At 58.5% G+C, this 20785-nt stretch carries 20 protein-coding genes; 11 read left to right on the plus strand and 9 right to left on the minus strand.

Annotated elements, in window-relative coordinates:
* Positions 1 to 159 precede the first annotated feature (159 nt).
* The 5 genes from ACYZTR_RS26305 (at position 160) to ACYZTR_RS26325 (ending at position 4946) form a co-directional block, all read left to right on the plus strand.
* Positions 160 to 828, plus strand: a complete 669-nt coding sequence (locus ACYZTR_RS26305; RefSeq protein ID WP_461975033.1) for a polysaccharide lyase family 7 protein — start codon at positions 160 to 162, stop codon at positions 826 to 828.
* Between the two features lie 597 nt (positions 829 to 1425).
* A complete protein-coding gene (locus tag ACYZTR_RS26310) occupies positions 1426 to 1719 on the plus strand; it encodes a fructose-bisphosphate aldolase (protein WP_461975035.1) in 294 nt (97 codons plus the stop codon).
* Between the two features lie 170 nt (positions 1720 to 1889).
* Complete coding sequence (locus tag ACYZTR_RS26315) at positions 1890 to 3275, plus strand: IS4 family transposase (RefSeq protein WP_461975037.1); 1386 nt, start codon at positions 1890 to 1892, stop codon at positions 3273 to 3275.
* Positions 3276 to 3498: 223 nt separating this feature from the next.
* Complete coding sequence (locus ACYZTR_RS26320) at positions 3499 to 3750, plus strand: helix-turn-helix domain-containing protein (RefSeq protein WP_449645621.1); 252 nt, start codon at positions 3499 to 3501, stop codon at positions 3748 to 3750.
* The gene (locus tag ACYZTR_RS26325) at positions 3747 to 4946 is read left to right on the plus strand and encodes a type II toxin-antitoxin system HipA family toxin (protein WP_461975039.1); all 1200 of its coding nucleotides are present in this window, start codon (positions 3747 to 3749) and stop codon (positions 4944 to 4946) included. The genes ACYZTR_RS26320 and ACYZTR_RS26325 overlap by 4 nt, the downstream gene beginning before the upstream one ends.
* A 79-nt stretch (positions 4947 to 5025) precedes the next feature.
* On the opposite strand, the gene fba is transcribed toward ACYZTR_RS26325, so the two are convergent.
* The 6 genes from fba to tkt form a co-directional block, all read right to left on the minus strand.
* Positions 5026 to 6090 (minus strand): class II fructose-bisphosphate aldolase, encoded by a 1065-nt coding sequence (gene fba / locus ACYZTR_RS26330; protein ID WP_046045276.1) that lies wholly within the window; start codon positions 6088 to 6090, stop codon positions 5026 to 5028.
* A 229-nt stretch (positions 6091 to 6319) separates the two neighbouring features.
* On the minus strand, positions 6320 to 6652 hold the full coding sequence (locus ACYZTR_RS26335; protein ID WP_461975041.1) for an MliC family protein: 333 nt from the start codon (positions 6650 to 6652) through the stop codon (positions 6320 to 6322).
* Between the two features lie 56 nt (positions 6653 to 6708).
* Positions 6709 to 6930, minus strand: coding sequence for a hypothetical protein (locus ACYZTR_RS26340; protein ID WP_283181993.1), 222 nt, complete (start codon positions 6928 to 6930; stop codon positions 6709 to 6711).
* 34 nt (positions 6931 to 6964) lie between these two features.
* A complete protein-coding gene (locus ACYZTR_RS26345; RefSeq protein WP_449645616.1) occupies positions 6965 to 8128 on the minus strand; it encodes a phosphoglycerate kinase in 1164 nt (387 codons plus the stop codon).
* A gap of 17 nt (positions 8129 to 8145) precedes the next feature.
* Entirely contained in the window at positions 8146 to 9210 is a 1065-nt protein-coding gene (gene epd / locus ACYZTR_RS26350) for an erythrose-4-phosphate dehydrogenase (protein ID WP_461975043.1), read from the minus strand.
* A gap of 185 nt (positions 9211 to 9395) precedes the next feature.
* On the minus strand, positions 9396 to 11393 hold the full coding sequence (tkt, locus tag ACYZTR_RS26355; protein ID WP_461975045.1) for a transketolase: 1998 nt from the start codon (positions 11391 to 11393) through the stop codon (positions 9396 to 9398).
* A gap of 273 nt (positions 11394 to 11666) precedes the next feature.
* Between tkt and ACYZTR_RS26360 the strand changes: the two genes are divergently transcribed.
* From ACYZTR_RS26360 to ACYZTR_RS26375, 4 genes are all read left to right on the plus strand, one after another.
* On the plus strand, positions 11667 to 12662 hold the full coding sequence (locus tag ACYZTR_RS26360) for an ArsR/SmtB family transcription factor (RefSeq protein ID WP_461975047.1): 996 nt from the start codon (positions 11667 to 11669) through the stop codon (positions 12660 to 12662).
* Between the two features lie 18 nt (positions 12663 to 12680).
* Complete coding sequence (gene metK / locus ACYZTR_RS26365; protein WP_461975049.1) at positions 12681 to 13871, plus strand: methionine adenosyltransferase; 1191 nt, start codon at positions 12681 to 12683, stop codon at positions 13869 to 13871.
* Between the two features lie 159 nt (positions 13872 to 14030).
* Complete coding sequence (ligB, locus tag ACYZTR_RS26370; protein WP_461975051.1) at positions 14031 to 15710, plus strand: NAD-dependent DNA ligase LigB; 1680 nt, start codon at positions 14031 to 14033, stop codon at positions 15708 to 15710.
* A gap of 97 nt (positions 15711 to 15807) precedes the next feature.
* Positions 15808 to 16203 carry a DUF1090 domain-containing protein gene (locus ACYZTR_RS26375; protein WP_461975053.1) on the plus strand — a complete coding sequence of 132 codons (396 nt, stop codon included), beginning with the start codon at positions 15808 to 15810 and terminating at the stop codon, positions 16201 to 16203.
* A gap of 130 nt (positions 16204 to 16333) precedes the next feature.
* Here ACYZTR_RS26375 and ACYZTR_RS26380 read toward each other — a convergent pair whose 3' ends face one another.
* Positions 16334 to 16783, minus strand: a complete 450-nt coding sequence (locus tag ACYZTR_RS26380; RefSeq protein ID WP_461975055.1) for a c-type cytochrome — start codon at positions 16781 to 16783, stop codon at positions 16334 to 16336.
* Positions 16784 to 16911: 128 nt separating this feature from the next.
* Here ACYZTR_RS26380 and mltA point away from each other — a divergent pair, with 128 nt between their 5' ends.
* Positions 16912 to 18084 (plus strand): murein transglycosylase A, encoded by a 1173-nt coding sequence (mltA, locus tag ACYZTR_RS26385; RefSeq protein ID WP_461975057.1) that lies wholly within the window; start codon positions 16912 to 16914, stop codon positions 18082 to 18084.
* Between the two features lie 45 nt (positions 18085 to 18129).
* On the opposite strand, the gene ACYZTR_RS26390 is transcribed toward mltA, so the two are convergent.
* Both ACYZTR_RS26390 and ACYZTR_RS26395 read right to left on the minus strand, forming a co-directional pair.
* A complete protein-coding gene (locus ACYZTR_RS26390) occupies positions 18130 to 18513 on the minus strand; it encodes an MAPEG family protein (RefSeq protein WP_461975059.1) in 384 nt (127 codons plus the stop codon).
* A 40-nt stretch (positions 18514 to 18553) separates the two neighbouring features.
* Positions 18554 to 19387, minus strand: a complete 834-nt coding sequence (locus ACYZTR_RS26395) for an EamA family transporter (protein WP_461975061.1) — start codon at positions 19385 to 19387, stop codon at positions 18554 to 18556.
* Positions 19388 to 19605: 218 nt separating this feature from the next.
* On the opposite strand from ACYZTR_RS26395, the gene ACYZTR_RS26400 reads away from it, so the two are divergent.
* On the plus strand, positions 19606 to 20775 hold the full coding sequence (locus ACYZTR_RS26400; protein ID WP_461975063.1) for an MFS transporter: 1170 nt from the start codon (positions 19606 to 19608) through the stop codon (positions 20773 to 20775).
* The last annotated feature ends 10 nt before the right edge of the window (positions 20776 to 20785 follow it).

A 20785-nucleotide genomic window follows, 5' to 3' on the forward strand; every position in this document is an offset into this window, starting at 1 on the left:
AAAACCGGGAAAGATGGCCTTTTAACAGGATTTTGACGTCATCCATTTGTCAGTCAGGCATTAACAAATTGAACTTCTGCGATTATAAAGATCGCCCCCGAGGCGCGCGCCAGAGCTTCTGGTACGTCCGTGCTGTAAAAATCTGTGGAAGCATTATCTATGATCGATCTCGCAACCTGGAACCTTAGCGTTCCTGTCGGCAGCCCGCCGTACACCGTTGAAACAACCAAACTGGTGGACGGTTTCAAGGATAAATACTTCCACTCCGACACCGGCACGTTGTATTTCTGGGCCCCGGTCACCGGCACTAAAACCGAAAACACACAGTATCCCCGCACCGAACTTCGCGAAACCTACAGCAGCGGCACCCTGCGCAACTGGCTCTACCCGGACGCCGACAATACCCTGTATGCCACCCTGGCGGTGAAACAGGTTCCGAGCTCGGGCAAGATCGTCATCGGCCAGATCCACGCCTATCAAAGCCAGAAACCCATGGTGAAGGTCGAGTATCAGTACAAGACCAGCACTCAAACGGGCAACATCGTCGCCAAGGTGCGTATGCACCCAACTGACGATGAAATTCGGGTGATCACCATTGCGACGGGCGTGAAACTTGATCAGCAGTTCTCCTACCTCATCCACCTCAGCCCCAAGGGGGCATTGGGCATTAGCGCTGCAGGCTACCAATGGGACACCAACATCAGCGCGACGTGGAGCGTCAAACCGCTCTACTTCAAGGCCGGGGTCTATGTGCAGGACAACACCGGATACACCAGCGAAGGCGGGAAAGTGACGTTCAGCAAGCTGGATATTGATCACGATAAGTAGCGAGAGCACGCCCGATCGTTCCCACGCTCTGCGTGGTAACGCATCCCGGGACGCTCCGCGTCCCATCCAGAGCCGAACACGGAGCGTCCGCTAAGGCATTCCCACGCAGGCGCGTGGGAACGATCTGAATCGCATCGCTTCTGAAAAAGGTGTAGGAACGAAACCTTCGTGGCGCAGGAGCTTGCTCCCGCTGAGCGGCGAAGCAGCCCCAAACCCTGCCACGCTATTTCCTCAGACACACCGCAGTGCCCGGTTTTACGACGGCTGCGCCGTCGAACGGGAGCAAGCTCCCTCGCCACAATGACCGCGCACGTCCTACACCCCGGTTGCAGCCACCAAAGTCGCCGCTTATAGTTCGCCCCGTCGCCGGCAACAGTCGGCGATAGGGTTTCGCAGCCCTACCGAGTTAGAACCACAACCGTCAAAATACGGCACGGGCAGCGTTTGCCCGTACTCGTTTTTTATGGCGGCTGTGCGTGGGAGACCTTCGGGTCTGCCGGGTCTTAACTCCTCGGTCTGCGAACCCGCGCACAGCTGTCACCCAATTTGTTTCGCAGCAAACGGTGGCAAAATCTTTTCTTGAGTTAAGGATTTTCCATGTCAAATCAGCTACCGCCACGCCGCTTCACCCCCATGTCCCAATTCGCCACCGACTACCCCGTCCTGCTCATCGACAGCGACGCCCCGCTACGCGAACTCCACAACTGCGTCAGCGAACGCCTCAACGCCGTTCTCAAATACCTGCACCTAATGGCATGCACCAGCCTCCCCGACTACGCCGAGAACGACATCAACACCGTCACCAACATCGCCCGGATCATGGTTCAGGATGTGAGCGATGTGTTTCGGGTGATTGAACAGCGTGGGTTTGATGAGCCGGTACGAAAATAGCTGACTAGTTGGCGTTTTACGCAAAAGGGGACGATTAAATAGATCTGTCCCGAATGGCACTTACTTAGCTGCTAACCACTTGAGCTGAAAGCAAAAAATGAAGAGGGGCTGGTCTTGGTCTACGGTGATAGTTGCGAACACACCCCGACGAACCAAGGACACAGCCCCAAATGAATCGTAGACGTGAAATTCTCCAGCATCAACAGCAACGTTTTCATCGACACGCTTCGGACTGTGATGCCTATGCGTTTTTCAATCTCCTCACGTCTCCCGAGCTCTTACAGCGCGTCGAGTCTGCACTGCCGGAATATCGGGAGCGTCTGTTTCCGCCGACTGAAACGCTGTCCATGTTTCTGGCTCAAGCAATGAGTGCCGACCGTTCCTGCCAGAACGCCGTCAACGACTTGTCGATTAAACGGTCATGTGGCGGCATGAAGCCCAGTAGCACTCGCACGGGCGCCTACTGCAAAGCCAGAAAACGCCTACCTGTGGAAATGGTTTCTACGCTGGTCAGGCACACCGGTGCTTCGATAAGTGATAACGCACCCTCGTCGTGGCGCTGGATGGGACGGCCTGTACGGTTGGTGGACGGCACGACGGTCAGCATGCCCGACACTGCGGCCAATCAGGGTGCCTATCCGCAGTCACGCGGCCAGAAAGTCGGTCTTGGTTTTCCCCTGTGTCGCGTGGTTGGCATCGTTTGCCTTTCCAGCGGCGCCGTCTTGGATGCCGCCCTTGGGCGCTTCCGAGGCAAAGGCGGCGATGAGCAAACGCTGCTCAGATCAATGCTCGACACGCTGAAAACAGGCGACATTTTATTGGGCGACGCTTACTACGCTACCTACTTCTTGCTGTGTGAGTTGCAACGAAGAGGTGTCGATGGCGTGTTCGAACAATACGGTGCTCGACGGCGCAGCACGGACTTTCGCCTAGGGCAAAGTCTGGGTTCGGAAGATCACCTGATCGAATTGAAAAAGCCTGCAAGAAGACCGCCGTGGATGAGTCAAACGCATTACGAACAGGCGCCTGAAAGACTGACAGTGCGAGAGCTGAAGGCGGGTGGAAAGACTTTGGTCACCACGTTGCATTGCCCGAAGCAGACACCCAAAACAGCTCTCAAATCGCTGTACAAGGGTCGATGGCATGTCGAGTTGGATCTGCGCAATCTCAAAGCTACGCTAGGACTTGGAAAGTTAAGCTGCAAAACCCCAGGCATGGCAGTCAAGGAGTTATGGGTCTATCTGTTGGCACACAATCTGATCCGAATGCTCATGGCGCAATCGGCTCTGTTAGCGGATTGCTTGCCTCGCGAACTGAGCTTCAAACACAGCCTTCAGCTATGGCTGGCTTTGCGACAATATGGCAGCCCCGAAGACGAGGATGGCCTGTCGAGTTTATTGATGTTGATTGCTCAGAGGCGCGTCGGGAATCGGCCTGGTCGTATCGAACCGCGAGCCATAAAACGAAGACCTCAAGCCTACCCCTTACTGACCAAACCGCGTCGGTCAGCAAGGGCAGATGTCAGGAAAAATGGGCACGCAAAACATGTTAAGTAAGTGCCATTCAGATCTGTCCCCTTTTAGTTCCTGGTTGATGATCGCCTGCCACTCTCGTGGAACCGACGAGGAACCGTGCATCACCAGGTGGGTGTTCGGATGCGTTTGTGGATTCTTGACGGTCTATGATCCCCGTGTCGTCGCTAGTCGTGGACTTAAATACGACGTAGATAAAATGTTGCGCATACGCTACATTCAGCCATGAATGTTACGGTAGCGGAACATGGATTATTTTTTGTTGATCAGCCGTCTCGGCAACCAATTACGGGAAAAACGTATAAATCGCGGTCTGACGCAAGCACAGCTTGCCGACCTCGCGGGACTGACTCGATACAAAGTCATCGCAGTCGAGAAAGGTACTCTGTCTGTCGGCATGATCGCCTATGCGCGTGTGCTTGGCGCTCTGGACTGTGAGCTTGCTGTCGTTCCAGCTGCTATGCCGACCCTTGAAGAGCTTGGGGATTTATTCGAATGAAGATGACCTCTCTCAAAGTCAGCACGCCTGAGGGGCGTAGCGGCAGGCTTTTCAGCGATGCCGAAGACTTCACTTTCCGTTATCACGAAAATGCATCGCCAGAAATGGCTATCAGCTTGTCGATGCCCGTAAGGCATGACGAGTTTCGTCGGCGCGAACTGCACCCTGTTTTTCAGATGAACCTGCCGGAAGGCTATGTATTGGAGCAACTACGAAATCGATTAGCCAAGACCGTGAATGTCGATCCGATGCTTTTGCTGGCGCTTTCCGGCAGCACTTCGCCCATCGGCAGGGTGCAAGTGCGGTCTGAAACGGTTGACGCCTTGCTGGAGGAGCAACAATTTCCGGGGGAGAAACTCGAAGAGATTCTGACATGGGACGGTACGGAAGATATCTTCGCCGACATTCTTGATCGCTACATCCTGCGTGCCGGCATTTCCGGCGTTCAACCCAAAGTGTTGGTTCCGGAACGCCAGGAAGCCGGATTGCCACGGGTGACCTCGAAAACCTCGGACCTGATTATCAAAAGTGGCCGAGACGAATTTCCCGGTCTGGCAATCAACGAGTTCCTTTGCATGTCCATTGCGAAGGAGGCCGGTATTCCCGTTCCGCCGTTTTACCTTTCCGATAATGCCAAGCTGTTTGTCATGCGTCGCTTTGATCGCGACGACCAGCTCAACCCAATTGGATTTGAAGACATGGCGGTGTTGATGGGGCTATCGGCTGACCAGAAGTACAGCAAAAGCTATGCGGCAATCGCCAAGGCTATCCGTGTGTTCTGCCCGACTAAACATTTACGCACCTCCCTTGATCAACTCTTTGATAGCGTTGCCCTGAGCTGTATTGTCGGGAATGGCGACGCTCATTTGAAAAACTTCGGATTGCTCTATTCCGAGCCTACGCAACGCGATGCACGCCTGGCGCCGGCCTACGACATCGTCAACACCACGGCCTATATTCCGGAAGATGTTTTGGCTTTGGATCTGGCGGGCAACAAGTCAATGTTTGCCTCGCGGCAAGGACTGCTGGAGTTTGCGCACACCTGTGAGATCGAGCGACCCCAGGAGCGCATTCAGCAATTGCTTGCCTCGGTTGAAGCAGTACTTGAACGCTATCCTGAGTATCGGGAACAGGCACCTCATGTGGTCAGTGCCATTGAGCAAGCGGCAGCGCCATTTTCTCTGACTTTTGGGTAGTTATTGCGCGCAAAAATCCCTGCCCAGAAAAAACCCGCCTCTCGGCGGGTTTTTCACAACACGGGTCAAATTCTAAGGCTCAGTTCACCTTAGCGTTCAACTCACCCTTCAAATACCGCTGATACATCGCTTCCAACGAGATCGGCTTGATCTTCGAAGCATTACCGGCAGTGCCGAAAGCTTCGTAGCGAGCGATACACACATCACGCATCGCAGTAACAGTAGCGCCAAAGAACTTACGCGGATCAAACTCGCTCGGGTTGGTCGCCATCAGGCGACGCATCGCACCGGTGGACGCCAAACGCAGGTCAGTATCAATGTTGACCTTGCGCACGCCGTGCTTGATGCCTTCGACGATTTCTTCAACCGGTACGCCGTAGGTTTCTTTGATGTCGCCACCGTACTGGTTGATGATCGCCAGCCAGTCTTGCGGAACCGAAGACGAACCGTGCATCACCAGGTGAGTGTTCGGGATGCGTTTGTGGATCTCTTTGATGCGGTCGATGGCCAGCACGTCGCCGGTAGGTGGCTTGGTGAACTTGTAGGCGCCGTGGCTGGTGCCGATGGCGATGGCCAGTGCGTCGACCTGGGTGCGCTTGACGAAGTCAGCGGCTTCTTCCGGGTCGGTCAGCATTTGGCTGTGATCCAGAACGCCTTCAGCGCCGATGCCGTCTTCTTCACCGGCCATGCCGGTTTCCAGCGAACCCAGGCAGCCCAGCTCGCCTTCTACCGATACGCCGCAGGCGTGAGCCAGGGCGACGGTTTGTTGGGTAACGCGGATGTTGTAGTCGTAGTCGGTCGGGGTTTTGCCGTCTTCGCCCAGGGAACCGTCCATCATCACCGAGCTGAAGCCCAGTTGAATGGAACGCTGGCAGACGTCAGGGCTGGTGCCGTGGTCCTGGTGCATGCACACCGGGATGTGCGGGAATTCTTCGATCGCCGCCAGGATCAGGTGACGCAGGAACGGTGCGCCGGCGTATTTGCGAGCACCGGCCGAAGCCTGGACGATCACCGGGGAGTCAGTCTTGTCAGCGGCTTCCATGATGGCGCGCATCTGCTCAAGGTTGTTGACGTTGAAGGCTGGAACGCCGTAGCCGAACTCGGCTGCGTGGTCCAGCATCTGGCGCATGCTGATAAGTGCCATTGTGTGTGTATCTCCCGGTTTAGGGTCGTTAATCGTGCCAGCCTGCCGTAGCGGCGGCGGCTATTCAAGTTATTGCAGATCGGGGGTTAGCCCTGCCTGCCAATTCGGTCGATCTCCTGTAGGAGCGAAGCTTGCTCGCGAAAGCGGTTTAACTGACAACACATGTGTTGAATGTGATGACCTCTTCGCGAGCAAGCTTCGCTCCTACAGGTTTGGCGCAAGCCTTCAATTACTCGGCTTTGCAACCGCGGCCGATCAAATCATTGGTGGCGACCCAGTACACCAGGCCTTCCTCACCTTTTATGTGAAACGCCAGCATGTCGTTGCTGTACAGCGAACCTTCGGCGCCCGGCTCATGCTTCAAGCGGTAGACCTGATCGGCACCGCCCAAGCGAACGTCGACTTCCTTGCGGCTTTCGTCGGTGTAGCGCCAGAGCACGTTGGCCTGACTGTCGCAAGTCCAGGTGGTCCAGCTGTCCGTCGATTCGGCAGGCTTGAACAGGTTCAAATTGGCGCAACCTGCCAGCAGAGCCAGCGCCGTAACGGCGATAAAACCTTTCATCCATGTTCCTCGACTGACGACGCACGCCGCCAGCCCTGAGTAAAGTGTCAGACCCGTCAAGGGCAACCATGTTCCTTGGCCGGGGTCTGCGTCTCGTATTTGTCCAGGCCATCAGGCCCGGAGCGCTTGTTGATCACCGGGTTGGTTTCGGCCTGCCAGTCGGCCTGGTAGCAGCCTTTGTCCTGTTCAGGCGTCTCGGGTACCTTCGGGGCTTTGGGGTTACTCCCGCAAGCTGCCAGCGAACCCGCGACAATCAATAGCGCTAATGTCTTGACCATCTGAACACTCCTTTGCCTGGTCAAATGGGCGACCTCAGGCCTTGGCCCGGCTTTCCAGGACTTCAACGGCCGGCAGAACCTTGCCTTCGACGAATTCGAGGAACGCGCCGCCGCCGGTAGAAATGTAGGAGATCTGATCGGCAACGCCATATTTATCGATCGCTGCCAGGGTGTCGCCGCCGCCAGCGATGGAGAACGCCGAGCTTTGTGCGATGGCCTGGGCCAGGACTTTGGTGCCGTTACCGAACTGGTCGAATTCAAACACGCCGACCGGGCCGTTCCACAGGATGGTCTTGGACGACTTCAGCAGCTCGGCGAAATTCGCCGCGGTCTGTGGGCCGATGTCCAGAATCATGTCGTCTGCGGCCACATCAGCGATCAGCTTGACGGTAGCGGTCGCGCTTTCAGCAAATTCCTTGGCAACGACGACGTCGACCGGCAGCGGTACGCTGACCTTGGCGGCGATGGCGCGCGCGGTGTCCAGCAGATCCGGCTCGTACAGGGACTTGCCGACCGGGTGACCGGCAGCGGCCAGGAAGGTGTTGGCAATGCCGCCGCCGACGATCAGCTGGTTGCAGATCTGGCTCAGGCTGTTGAGTACATCGAGTTTGGTCGAAACCTTGGAGCCGGCAACGATGGCCGCCATGGGTTGAGCCGGGGCGCCAAGGGCTTTGCCCAGTGCGTCCAGCTCGGCGGCCAGCAACGGACCAGCGGCCGCGACTTTGGCGAACTTGGCCACGCCATGGGTCGAACCCTCAGCCCGGTGAGCGGTGCCGAAGGCGTCCATCACGAACACGTCGCACAGGGCGGCGTATTGCTTGGCCAGTTCGTCAGCGTTCTTTTTCTCGCCCTTGTTGAAGCGCACGTTTTCGAACAGCACGATGTCGCCGGCCTTCACGTCAACGCCGTCCAGGTAATCGGCCACCAGCGGCACTTCACGACCCAGCGCCTTGCTCAGGTAGTCAGCGACCGGCTTGAGGCTGTTCTCGGCCGAGAACTCGCCTTCGGTCGGACGGCCAAGGTGCGAGCAGACCATCACGGCCGCGCCTTTTTCCAGGGCCAGCTTGATGGTCGGCAGCGAGGCCAGGATTCGCGCATCGCTGGTGACAACACCGTCCTTGACTGGGACGTTGAGGTCTTCGCGGATCAGTACGCGCTTACCTTGCAGATCGAGGTCGGTCATCTTCAACACGGTCATGGGTCGCATTTCCTGGTTTACGGCTTTTGATAAGCAGAGAGTGGAGAAGCTGTTTGCAGATAGTGCTCTGCAACGTCCAGCATTCGGTTGGCAAAACCCCATTCGTTGTCGAACCAGGCCAGGATATTCACCAGCCGTGGGCCGGAAACTCGGGTCTGACTGGCATCGACGATGGCCGAATGCGGGTCATGATTGAAATCACAACTGGCGTGAGGCAACTCGGTGTAGGCCAGAAGGCCCTTGAGTGGGCCAGTGGTGGCGGCCTCGCGCAAAATCCGGTTGACCTCGGTGGCGTCGGTATCGCTCACGGTCTGCATCGTAATGTCGAGGCAAGACACGTTAACCGTCGGCACCCGCACGGCTTTGGCCTGAATTCTCCCGGCAAGTTCCGGTAACAGCCGTTCGATGCCACGCGCCAGACCAGTGGACACCGGAATCACCGACTGAAACGCCGAACGGGTGCGGCGCAAATCTTCGTGGTGATAGGCGTCGATCACCGGCTGATCGTTCATCGCCGAGTGAATGGTGGTGATCGACACGTATTCCAGACCAATGGCCTGATCCAGCAGGCGCAACAGCGGCACGCCGCAGTTGGTGGTGCAGGACGCGTTGGACACCAGCAGCTCGTCGCCGGTCAGGCAATCCTGGTTCACGCCGTAGACGATGGTGGCGTCGACATCCGCCTCGCTGGCCATCGGCTGAGAAAACAGCACGCGCGGTGCACCGGCATCCAAAAAGCGCTGGCCGTCGACCCGAGTGTGGTAAGCGCCGGAGCACTCCAGCACCAGATCGACGCCCAACGACGCCCAATCGATGCCTTCGGGGGTGGCACTGCGCAGGACCTTCACGCAGTCGCCATTAATATGCAGACAATCGCCGTCGACCTTCACTTCACCGGGAAAACGCCCGTGAGTGGAGTCGAAGCGTGTCAGGTATTCGATGCTGGCCATGTCAGCCAAATCGTTGATCGCAACAATTTCAAACCCGGCCGCCGCCCCTCGCTCGAACAACGCACGCAAGACGCAACGACCAATCCGGCCGTAGCCGTTGAGTGCAACTTTGTAAGGACGCGGTTGAGGCATGGGGTTCTCGATGACGCTTGGGAATGTGGTCGCCAGGTCTGCCGCCTTCGCGGGCAAGCCTCGCTCCTACAGGTCTTCGGCTGACTTGGGAATTGGGGTTATCCCAATCCCGCAAAACAACGCAACCCCTTGTAGGAGCGAGGCTTGCCCGCGAAGACGTCAGCCCCGATAACGCAACGTCTGGATCAGTCTTCCAGCAGCTCTTCAGCCTGACCCAGGATGTTTTCCAGGGTGAAGCCGAACTCTTCGAACAAGGCTGGCGCAGGCGCCGACTCGCCGTAGGTGGTCATGCCGATGACGCGGCCTTCCAGGCCCACGTACTTGTACCAGTAGTCCGCATGGGCGGCTTCGATGGCGATACGAGCGCTGACCTGCAACGGCAGAACCGCTTGCTTGTAGCCGGCGTCCTGAGCATCGAACACGCTGGTGCAAGGCATCGAAACAACGCGCACCTTGCGACCTTGTTCGGTCAGCTTGTCGTAGGCCTGAACCGCCAGACCCACTTCGGAACCGGTGGAGATCAGGATCAACTCAGGCTCGCCTGCGCAATCCTTCAACACGTAACCGCCACGGGCGATGTCGGCGATCTGGTCGGCATCACGCTCCTGATGCTGCAGATTCTGACGCGAGAAGATCAGCGCCGAAGGGCCGTCCTTGCGTTCCAGCGCCAGTTTCCAGCACACAGCCGATTCAACGGCATCGGCTGGGCGCCAGGTGTCGAGGTTCGGCGTGCTGCGCAAGCTGGTCAGTTGCTCGATCGGCTGGTGAGTCGGCCCGTCTTCGCCCAGACCGATGGAGTCGTGGGTGTAGACAAACACAACACGCTTCTTCATCAGCGAGGCCATGCGCACTGCGTTGCGGGCGTATTCCATGAACATCAGGAAAGTCGCGCCGTAAGGCACCAGACCGCCGTGCAGAGACACGCCGTTCATGATCGCGCTCATGCCGAATTCGCGAACGCCGTAGTACATATAGTTGCCGCTGGCGTCTTCAGCCGAAACACCTTTGCAACCTTTCCACAGGGTCAGGTTGGAACCGGCCAGGTCAGCGGAGCCGCCCAGCAGTTCAGGCAACAGCGGGCCGTAGGCATTCAGTGCATTCTGGCTGGCTTTACGGCTGGCGATGGTTTCGCCCTTGGCGGCGACTTCAGCAATATAAGCAGAGGCTTTTTCGGCGAAGTCTTCCGGCAGGTCGCCGCTCAAACGACGAATCAGCTCGTTGGCCAACTCAGGGAACGCTGCAGAGTAGGCCGCGAAACGCTGATCCCATTCGGCTTCGGCCGCGCGACCGGTTTCCTTGGCGTCCCACTCGGCGTAGATGTTGGCCGGAATTTCGAACGGGCCGTAGTTCCAGTTCAGTGCCTTTCGGGTCAAGGCGATTTCCGCGTCACCCAGTGGGGCGCCATGGCAGTCTTCTTTGCCTTGCTTGTTCGGCGAACCGAAACCGATGGTGGTCTTGCAGCAGATCAGCGTCGGCAGCTCGCTTTTGCGCGCGGTGTCGATCGCGATCTTGATTTCTTCAGGGTCGTGACCGTCAACGTTGCGGATGACCTGCCAGTTGTAGGCTTCGAAACGCTTAGGCGTGTCATCGGTGAACCAGCCTTCGACTTCGCCGTCGATGGAGATGCCATTGTCATCGTAGAACGCGATCAGTTTACCCAGGCCCAACGTACCGGCCAGGGAGCCGACTTCGTGGGAAATGCCCTCCATCATGCAGCCATCACCCAGGAACACGTAGGTGTGGTGGTCGACGACGTTGTGGCCCGGACGGTTGAATTGCGCCGCCAGGACTTTTTCTGCCAGAGCAAAACCAACGGCGTTGGCCAGGCCTTGGCCCAGTGGACCGGTGGTAGTTTCAACGCCCGGGGTGTAGCCGAGTTCCGGGTGGCCCGGGGTGCGGCTGTGCAGCTGGCGGAAGTTCTTCAGGTCATCGATCGACAGATCGTAGCCGGTCAGGTGCAGCAGCGAGTAGATCAACATCGAGCCGTGACCGTTGGACAGCACGAAGCGGTCACGGTCGGCGAACGATGGATTGCTCGGGTTGTGCTTCAGGTAGTCACGCCAAAGTACTTCGGCGATATCCGCCATACCCATAGGGGCACCGGGATGGCCGCTGTTGGCTTTTTGCACGGCATCCATGCTGAGGGCACGAATGGCGTTGGCACGCTCACGACGGCTGGGCATCGCTGTTCTCCTGCGGGTTCTGAATCGAGAGTGAATAAAACGAAACGGAAAAAAGGCGAGCATTTTCCCTCACCGGGCCGCCTCGGGGCAATGACAGATAGTCATCTGAAGGCGTTTTTCCGGTGGATAAAGTCGCATTCGCCTGATGAAACCTTTCCGCTGACGATTTGTAGAGTGACCCTTTCCCCGAGAAGTGCCATCTATCGAGCAATATCAAAACTTTTTGATATTGCTCTTGCGGTGATTTCTGACCGTCACTAGACTGCTGGCCTTATGAATTTACGTGCACCCTCCATTCGACCTGACGATTGCGATGAGCTGGCGGCCCTGTGCAAGGCCGGCGGCGATCCTCTGCGTCTGAATGTATTGCGCGCGCTGGCCAACGATTCGTTCGGCGTGCTGGAACTGGCGCAGATCTTCGGCATCGGTCAGTCCGGCATGAGTCACCACCTCAAGGTGTTGTCCCAGGCCGATCTGGTGGCGACTCGCCGTGAAGGCAACGCGATTTTCTACCGCCGTGCCCTGCCCCACACCGACCTGCTGGGCGGCAAGCTGCACGCTGCGCTACTGGAAGAAGTGGATAACCTGACCCTGCCTGCCGAGGTGCAGTCGCGAATCGGTCAGGTCCATGGGCAACGAGCAGCGGCCAGCCAAGACTTTTTCTCACGGGTCGCGGAGAAGTTTCGCGCCCAGCAAGACTTGATCGCCGGCCTGCCGCAATACCGCGAAAGCGTGCTGGCGCTGCTCGACAAGCTGAGCTTCAGCGAAGGCGCCACGGCCATCGAAGTCGGCCCCGGAGACGGTGCATTTCTTCCGGAACTGGCGCGCCGCTTCACCCAGGTCACGGCGCTGGACAACAGCCCGGCGATGCTCGAACTGGCGCGTCAGGTCTGCGAACGTGAAACGCTGGCTAACGTCAGCCTGCAATTGGCCGATGCATTGAACGGTGTGAGCCTTCAAGCCGATTGCGTTGTACTGAACATGGTGCTGCACCATTTCGCCGCGCCGGCCGAAGCGCTCAAGCGCATGGCCGACTTGCTGCAACCAGGCGGTAGCCTGCTCGTGACAGAGTTATGTAGCCACAACCAGAGTTGGGCCAGGGAGGCCTGCGGTGATCTCTGGTTGGGGTTTGAACAGGACGATTTGGCCCGTTGGGCCACCGCTGCGGGACTCGTTCCCGGGGAAAGCCTCTATGTAGGCTTACGTAATGGTTTCCAGATCCAGGTTCGCCACTTTCAGCGACCGACTGGCGACACTCACCATCGGTAAATTCAGGAAAAAATCGAGATGAGCGAATACTCCCTCTTCACCTCCGAGTCCGTGTCTGAAGGGCATCCGGACAAAATCGCCGACCAGATTTCCGATGCGGTGCTGGACGCCATCATCGCTGAAGACAAGTTCGCCCGTGTAGCGGTCGAGACGCTGGTTAAAACCGGCGTGGCAATCATCGCGGGTGAAGTCACCACGTCGGCCTGGGTCGATCTGGAAGAGATCGTGCGTAGCGTCATTCTGGACATCGGCTACAACAGCTCCGATGTCGGCTTTGACGGCGCCACTTGCGGCGTGATGAACATCATCGGCAAGCAGTCTCCTGACATCAACCAAGGCGTCGACCGCGCCAAGCCTGAAGATCAAGGCGCCGGCGATCAGGGCCTGATGTTCGGCTACGCCAGCAACGAAACCGACGTGCTGATGCCAGCACCGATCACGTTCTCGCACCATCTGGTTCAGCGTCAGGCCGAAGCCCGTAAATCCGGCCTGCTGCCTTGGCTGCGCCCGGACGCCAAGTCGCAAGTGACTTGCCGTTACGAAGGCGGCAAGGTTGTCGGTATCGACGCCGTTGTACTGTCGACCCAGCACAACCCTGACGTGTCCTACAAAGACCTGCGCGAAGGCGTGATGGAACTGATCGTCAAGCACGTACTGCCTGCCGAACTGCTGAGCAAAGACACTCAGTTCCACATCAACCCGACCGGCCAGTTCATCATCGGCGGCCCGGTAGGCGATTGCGGCCTGACCGGTCGCAAGATCATCGTCGACAGCTACGGCGGCATGGCCCGTCACGGCGGCGGCGCGTTCTCCGGTAAAGATCCATCGAAGGTTGACCGCTCGGCCGCCTACGCGGGTCGTTACGTGGCCAAAAACATCGTGGCAGCCGGCCTGGCCGAGCGTTGCGAGATTCAGGTGTCCTACGCGATCGGTGTTGCTCAGCCGACTTCGATCTCGTTGAACACCTTCGGCACCGGCAAAATCAGCGACGACAAAATCGTCAAACTGGTTCGCGAAGTGTTCGACCTGCGTCCATACGCAATCACCACCATGCTCGACCTGCTGCACCCGATGTACCAGGAAACCGCTGCATACGGCCACTTCGGTCGTACCCCGGCCACCAAGACTGTGGGCGAAGACACGTTCACCACCTTCACTTGGGAAAAGACCGACCGCGCCGATTCCTTGCGCGCCGCTGCCGGCTTGTAAGACCTCCCCGGCGGTACCAAAAGCCTCGCACGGTTCGCCGTGCGGGGCTTTTTATTGTCCGCTGTCCGGATGCCGACACACGCTGAAAAACAGCCGGTCTGCTCATCCTGAAAATCCGTCCTAGCCTTCAAGCATTCCACTTGAGCAAGGACGCTCACGATGCTGCTCAACCTGCGCGTGTTTTTCGGTTTTCTACTGATAGCTTTCTGCCTGACCACCCACGCTGCCGAGTGCCCCAACTGGCTAGCCGCACGCGCCCTGGACGAAGTCACCTCTCTGCAAAAACAGATCGACCTCTGGGACGACAGCTATCACCGGGAAGGCCGCTCATTGGTCGCCGATGAACTCTACGATCAGTCCCGTGTGCGACTGACCGAATGGCGCACCTGTTTTGCCTTGGGCCAATCCGCGGAACCGTTACGCACCGCGGGCGGCACGATTGCTCACCCCATCGCCCACACCGGTCTGGAAAAACTCCACGAGGGGCGCGCCGTCGAAGCCTGGCTAAAAGGTCGGAGCGATGTCTGGATTCAGCCAAAAATAGACGGTGTGGCGGTGACGCTGATCTACCGCAAAGGCCTGCTGACTCAGGCAATCAGTCGCGGTGACGGGATAAATGGCCAGGACTGGACGACTTCGGCGCGCCAGATCGCCGCCATCCCTCAACGATTGCCACAACCGCAGGACCTGCTGTTGCAAGGTGAACTCTATTGGCGCCTGACCGACCACGTACAAGCCCAAGCCGGCAGCCTCCATGCACGCGCTACAGTGGCCGGTTTGATGGCCCGTAAAAAATTGAGCACTGAGCACGCCGCCGGGATCGGCCTGTTTGTCTGGGACTGGCCGCAAGGCCCGGCCAGTTTGCCCGCCCGCGTCGCGGCCCTGGATGAGTTGGGTTTCCCGAGCGCCGAACCTTACAGTCACTCGATCAAGGTATTCGCCGACGCCGAACGCTGGCGAGATCACTGGTATCGCTCGCCTCTGCCCTTCGCCAGTGATGGGATTGTCCTGCGCCAGGGTCAGCGTCCACTCGCCGAGCGCTGGCAGGCCAAACCGCCTTATTGGAGCGTCGCCTGGAAATACCCTTTTGCTCAGGCGCTGGCCGAGGTGCGCAAGGTCCACTTCAACATTGGACGGACCGGACGGATCACGCCGGTCCTGGAACTGATACCGGTAATGCTTGATGACCGGCAGATCAAACGAGTCAGCGTGAGCTCACTGCAACGCTGGGAAATGCTGGATGTCCGGCCTGGAGACCAGGTCGCCATCAGCCTGGCAGGCCTGACCATTCCAAGGCTCGACGGTGTCATGCTGCGCAGTACCGAACGTGCTGAATTGAGCGTACCGCTGGCTGAGGACTTTCATCATTTGAGTTGCTGGCAAACGACACCGGGGTGCGAAAGCCAATTCCTCGCCCGACTGACCTGGCTCAGCGGCAAGCAGGGACTGGCGTTGCCACATGTTGGCCCTGGCACTTGGGCGAAACTTTTCGAAACAGGCCGCCTGAACGGCCTGCTGGATTGGTTGACCCTCGATGCTCAAGAGCTTGCTAACATCAACGGTTTCGGCGAACGCAGCAGTGCTCGTCTTTTGAACAGCTTCAACAGTGCCCGGCAACGCCCATTCGCTCGCTGGCTCAAGGCCTTGGGTTTGCCACCGACCGGTCAGGCACGCCTCGCCAACTCATGGCAGGAACTGGCGCAACGAAGCACCGAACAATGGCAGGCAGAACCTGGCATCGGCCCGGGACGCGCAGCGCAGTTGAGTGCCTTTTTCCGCGACCCGCAGGTCCTGGCCTTGAGTGAAACATTACGTGTTGCCGGGATTGACGGTTTTTAACAACGGGTGATGCCACCAACCCGGAACCCAATGACGCCGCTGGGCTCAAACACCCCATCGCCACATCGACCCAATTGTCTTTTCACATGGAGCCTTTATGAAACTTCTTTCACCGTTCGCCCTGTTGACCCTTTGCAGCGTGATGGCCACTCCACTGATGGCCGCCGAAGAAGCTCCAGGGCTGACCGGCTGCGCCGCGAAGAAGCAGGGCATCATCAACCAGATTGAACTGGCCAAATCCCACGGTAATGCTGATCAGCAGGCTGGCCTTGAAACGGCCCTGAGCGAAGTCACCGCTCATTGCACCGACGCTTCGCTGAAGAAAGAACGGGAGAACAAAGCGCTCGACGCCAAGCACGAAGTCAGCACGCGTCAGGCTGATCTCGACAAGGCAATGAAGAAAGGCGACGCCGAGAAGATCAACAAGCGCAAAGACAAACTCGCCGAGTCCCGCAAGGAATTGCAGAACGCACTCGATGAGTTGGATAAGTAAGGATCAGTTCAGGACTGATCGTTCCCACGCTCTGCGTGGGAATGCCTCTAGGGACGCTCCGCGTCCAGTGGCGCGGAGCGTCACGGGCTGCATAGCCACGCAGAGCGAGGGAACGATCAACAAGTGAGAATCAATGATCCCGAAACTCTTTATGGCACGCACTACAGGCATCCTCGACTTTCTGCACTGCCGGGCCCAGGTTACTGGCCTTGTAAGGCTGAACCTTGCTGGCAATCACCAATTCACCGGTGGCGGCCTCAAGATTGCGGACCATTTCCTGGAAGCGTGCCTGCTGCTGCCACACATTGTCCTTGGCGCTGGTGTGATCTTCTTCGCGCACCTGCGGAAAATGTTTCCAGGGTTCATGGGACAACGCGTCGAGTTTCACGGCGCCATCAGCGAATTTCGGACCGTCAAATGGAATGCGACCACGCAACATGCCGCCCAGGTCTTCGCTGGTCTTGAGCATTTGCTTGAAGATTGCCTTGCGCTGGCCGAGCGGCGAGTTGGGGTCGACACCACCGCAGGCGGACAGCGTCAGGCAGGCCAGCAATACAACAGAAAGTCTTTTGAGAGTCATGGTGGCTTCAGGTCACGGGAAACGGCGACCAGTATCCTCGCGTCATCGGCAAAGACCAATAGCCCTATTATCAATACGGGTTGTTTGAGCGCATGGAGCACTCAGGCAACCAGCAAAGGAATTACTCCATGAACAGCCGTTTCAAGGCATGGCGTCACAACCTCGCCTGGACCCTTCCGATGGTGGCCGTGCTTGCGGGCTGCACCGGTGGCGACAACAACAAACCAAAAACCCACGCCCTGGCCACCTACTCCAGCGCCACGTGGGAAGCCCTTCCGACAGTGTCCGACAACGACCTGGTGGCCGGCTTCGGCTCGTGGCGCAGCGCTTGCACCCGACTCAAAGCCGACCCGGTCTGGGGCTCGACGTGTGCGGCTGCCGCCAACGTGCCGCAAACCGCCAACGATATTCGTGGCTTCCTCAAGCAGAACCTCGACGTCTACGGCCTGCGCGCCGCCAATGACAATCCCAACGGTTTGATCACCGGTTATTACGAGCCGGTCTACCCCGGCAGCCTGACCCAGACCGAAGCGGCGAACATCCCGGTGTATGGCGTACCCGAGGACATGATCATCGTCTCCCTGGACAGCATTTACCCGGAACTCAAAGGCAAACGCTTGCGTGGACGACTCGAAGGTCGCGTGCTCAAGCCTTACGACGATGCGGCAACGATTGAAACCAAAGGGGTCAAGGCACCGGTTGTTGCCTGGCTGACCGACCCGATGAATCTTCAATTTCTGCAAATTCAGGGCTCGGGCCGCATTCGACTCGACGACGGCCTTCAATTACGCATTGCGTATGCCGACCAGAACGGTCACCCCTATCGACCCATCGGCCGCTGGTTGGTCGATCAGGGAGAGCTGAAAAAAGAAGAGGTGACCATGGGCGCCATCAGCAATTGGGCAAAGGCCAATCCGATGCGCATTCCGGAACTGTTGGGCAGCAACCCCAGCTACGTGTTCTTCACCCGTAACCCGGACAGCAACGAAGGGCCTCGCGGCTCGCTGAACGTACCGCTGACCGCAGGTTATAGCGCGGCGGTTGATCGCAAAGTGATTCCTCTGGGCAGTCTGTTGTGGTTATCGACGACTAAACCGGACGGTACCGCACTGGTACGCCCGGTAGCCGCTCAAGACACCGGCGGCGCAATTGCCGGCGAAGTCCGTGCGGACCTGTTCTGGGGCACGGGCGATGCGGCCGGGCAACTGGCCGGCGACATGAAACAGCAGGGGCAGATCTGGATGCTCTGGCCTAAAGGCGCAGCCCTGCCTCAAGTGCCTCAGGTGACCGACAAGCTTTAAAGTCAAAAGATCGCTGGCTTCGCCAGCGATCTTTTGAGCTTGCTCTTAAACGGAAACCACAAAAAAACTGACGATCAACCCCATCCCCACCAACCACACCAGCGACCGCAAAATCGCCCAGTCCGCCAAGTAGCAAATGATGTACAGCAGCCTGCTGGTGATGAACAACACCGACAGCACATTGATCGTCACCAGTTCGGCATTACCGGCCAGGTGCGCAACGATCACCGCCGCCGCGAACGCGGGAGTCACTTCAAAACTGTTCAGATGCGCCGCATACGCGCGTCGACCCAAACCATTCAGTGACTCGAGAAAGTCACGGGGGTCATGGTTGTCTTTCGGCCTGAACCCGCCACTGACCCTGGCGATGCCCGTGCAGAGATAGGGCAGGAAAATCGCGATCAAAATGCACCACAGAGCAACCGTCATAACGCAATCCCTTCTTCAAGTTTCAAGAGTCGAGCTCCAGTCAAAACTTCATCACCAGCATGCCGATCAGCACCAGCCCACAGGCTAAGAGCCGAGGTCTGCCAAAAGGTTCTTTCAGGTAACGCATGCCGAACAGCACCACCAGAATCACGCTGATCTCGCGCAATGCCGCCGCTTCGGCAATCGAGCCCAGCTGCATGGCCCACAGCACCAGAGCGTAGCTGAACAACACGCAAAACCCGACTGCCAACCCCAATCGCCACTGCTCACGCCAGAACAACATGAAAGCCGGTCGCTTACGCACCAGAGCCAGTAACGGGAACGGCCAGGCGCTGAGCAACGTGACCCACACCAGGTAATCCAGCGGATGCGACCAGCGTCGCAACGCCTGGCCGTCGATGAAGGTGTAGCAGCCGATGCACAGACCGATCAACGCCACCACCGGCAGCATCGACCACGGCAAACGCGCACCGCCACCGCCCTGCCAGAGCAGGCAAAGCATGCCGAACGGAATCAGCAGAATCCCGAAGATCTGCTGGCTCGTCAGCACTTCGCCGGCAAAAATCAGCGTCAGTGCCAGCACCACCAGCGGCGACAAGCCACGCATCAGCGGGTAGACCAACCCGAGGTCGCCGACGCGGTACGCCTGGATCAGCAGATAGCGATAGAGCAACTCGAACGCCGCCGACGCCAGAATCCACGGCCAGATTTCCAGAGGCGGCACGTTCACGAACGGCAGCATCACCGCGACAAACAACATCGCCACGCTGTCCATGCAGGCCACCACCAACAATCGTTCCGCACTGAATTTGATCAGGGTATTCCACGCCGCGTGCAACAGCGCCGCGACTAACACCAGTGCTGTGGCAAGCACGGCACACTCCTTTATATATTTTTGTTCCCTGCGGGAAGCGCCCAGATAATTGATTCGCCATATGTCAGCAGCTGTTTATACTGCAAGCGACCACGCCGCACTCAGTTGCGCACAGACTAATTCCAATAATTTCTGCCACCGCCCGCTCTCGTCGAGAACGGGCGTCGGCCTGCGTATGCCTGATCAGAGCGTCAGGACTATCGCCAGAGACCTTGCGCATGCCACTCGCCTTGCTTGCCCTCGCTGTTGCCGCATTCGGCATCGGCACCACTGAATTCGTCATCATGGGTTTGCTGCCCGATGTCGCCCGCGACCTCGCCGTGAGCATTCCCCACGCTGGCTTGCTAATCACCGGCTACGCACTGGGCGTGGTGTTCGGTGCGCCGATCCTCGCGGTCGGCACCGCCAACATGCCGCGCAAAGCCACGTTGCTGGGCATGACGCTGATGTTCATCCTCGGCAACATCCTCTGCGCTCTGGCACCGAACTACGCCACGCTGATGGCCGCGCGGGTCATTACGGCCCTGTGCCACGGTGCGTTCTTCGGCATCGGGTCGGTGGTCGCCGCCAGTTTGGTGGCACCCAACAAACGCGCCCAGGCGATTGCGCTGATGTTCACCGGCCTGACCCTGGCCAACGTGCTGGGCGTGCCATTGGGCACCGCGCTCGGACAATACGCTGGCTGGCGGTCGACGTTCTGGGCGGTGTCGGTGATCGGCGTGATTGCCGCGATCGCGCAGTGGGTCTGGTTGCCGAAGGACATCGCCATGGACAAGGCCAACCTGGCCAGCGAATTCAAAGTGCTGGGCAAAGTGAATGTGTTGCTGGCGTTGGGCATGAGCGTGCTGGCGTCAACTAGCCTGTTCAGCGTCTTCACCTACATTGCCCCCATCCTGCAAGACATCACCGGCGTCAGCCCGCATGGCGTAACCATCATGTTGTTGTTATTGGGTGTGGGGTTGACCGCGGGCAGCATGCTCGGTGGTCGACTGGCGGACAGTCGTTTGCTGCCTTCACTGGTCGGCATGGCGCTGGCCGTGCTGGTCGTGCTGGCCGCGTTCACACAGACCAGCCACTCGGTCATTCCAGCCGCGATCACGCTGGTGTTGTGGGGCATCTTCGCCTTTGCCCTGTGCCCGATTTTGCAACTGCTGATCATCGATCAGGCCCATGAAGCGCCGAATCTGGGTTCAACGTTGAACCAGAGCGCGTTCAACCTCGGCAACGCCGCCGGTGCGTGGGTAGGTGGGTTGGTTGTCGCCAGCGGCGCGGATCTGGCGGACTTGCCGTGGACCGGCGCGCTGATCAGTGGGCTGACGGTGGCGACGGCGGTTTTCTACATCTATCTGCAACGTCGTGGGGCGGGAGTGGTCAATGTGTCTGGCTGATGAGTCCGGT

It is taken from the genome of Pseudomonas sp. Hz4 (genome assembly GCF_054898165.1).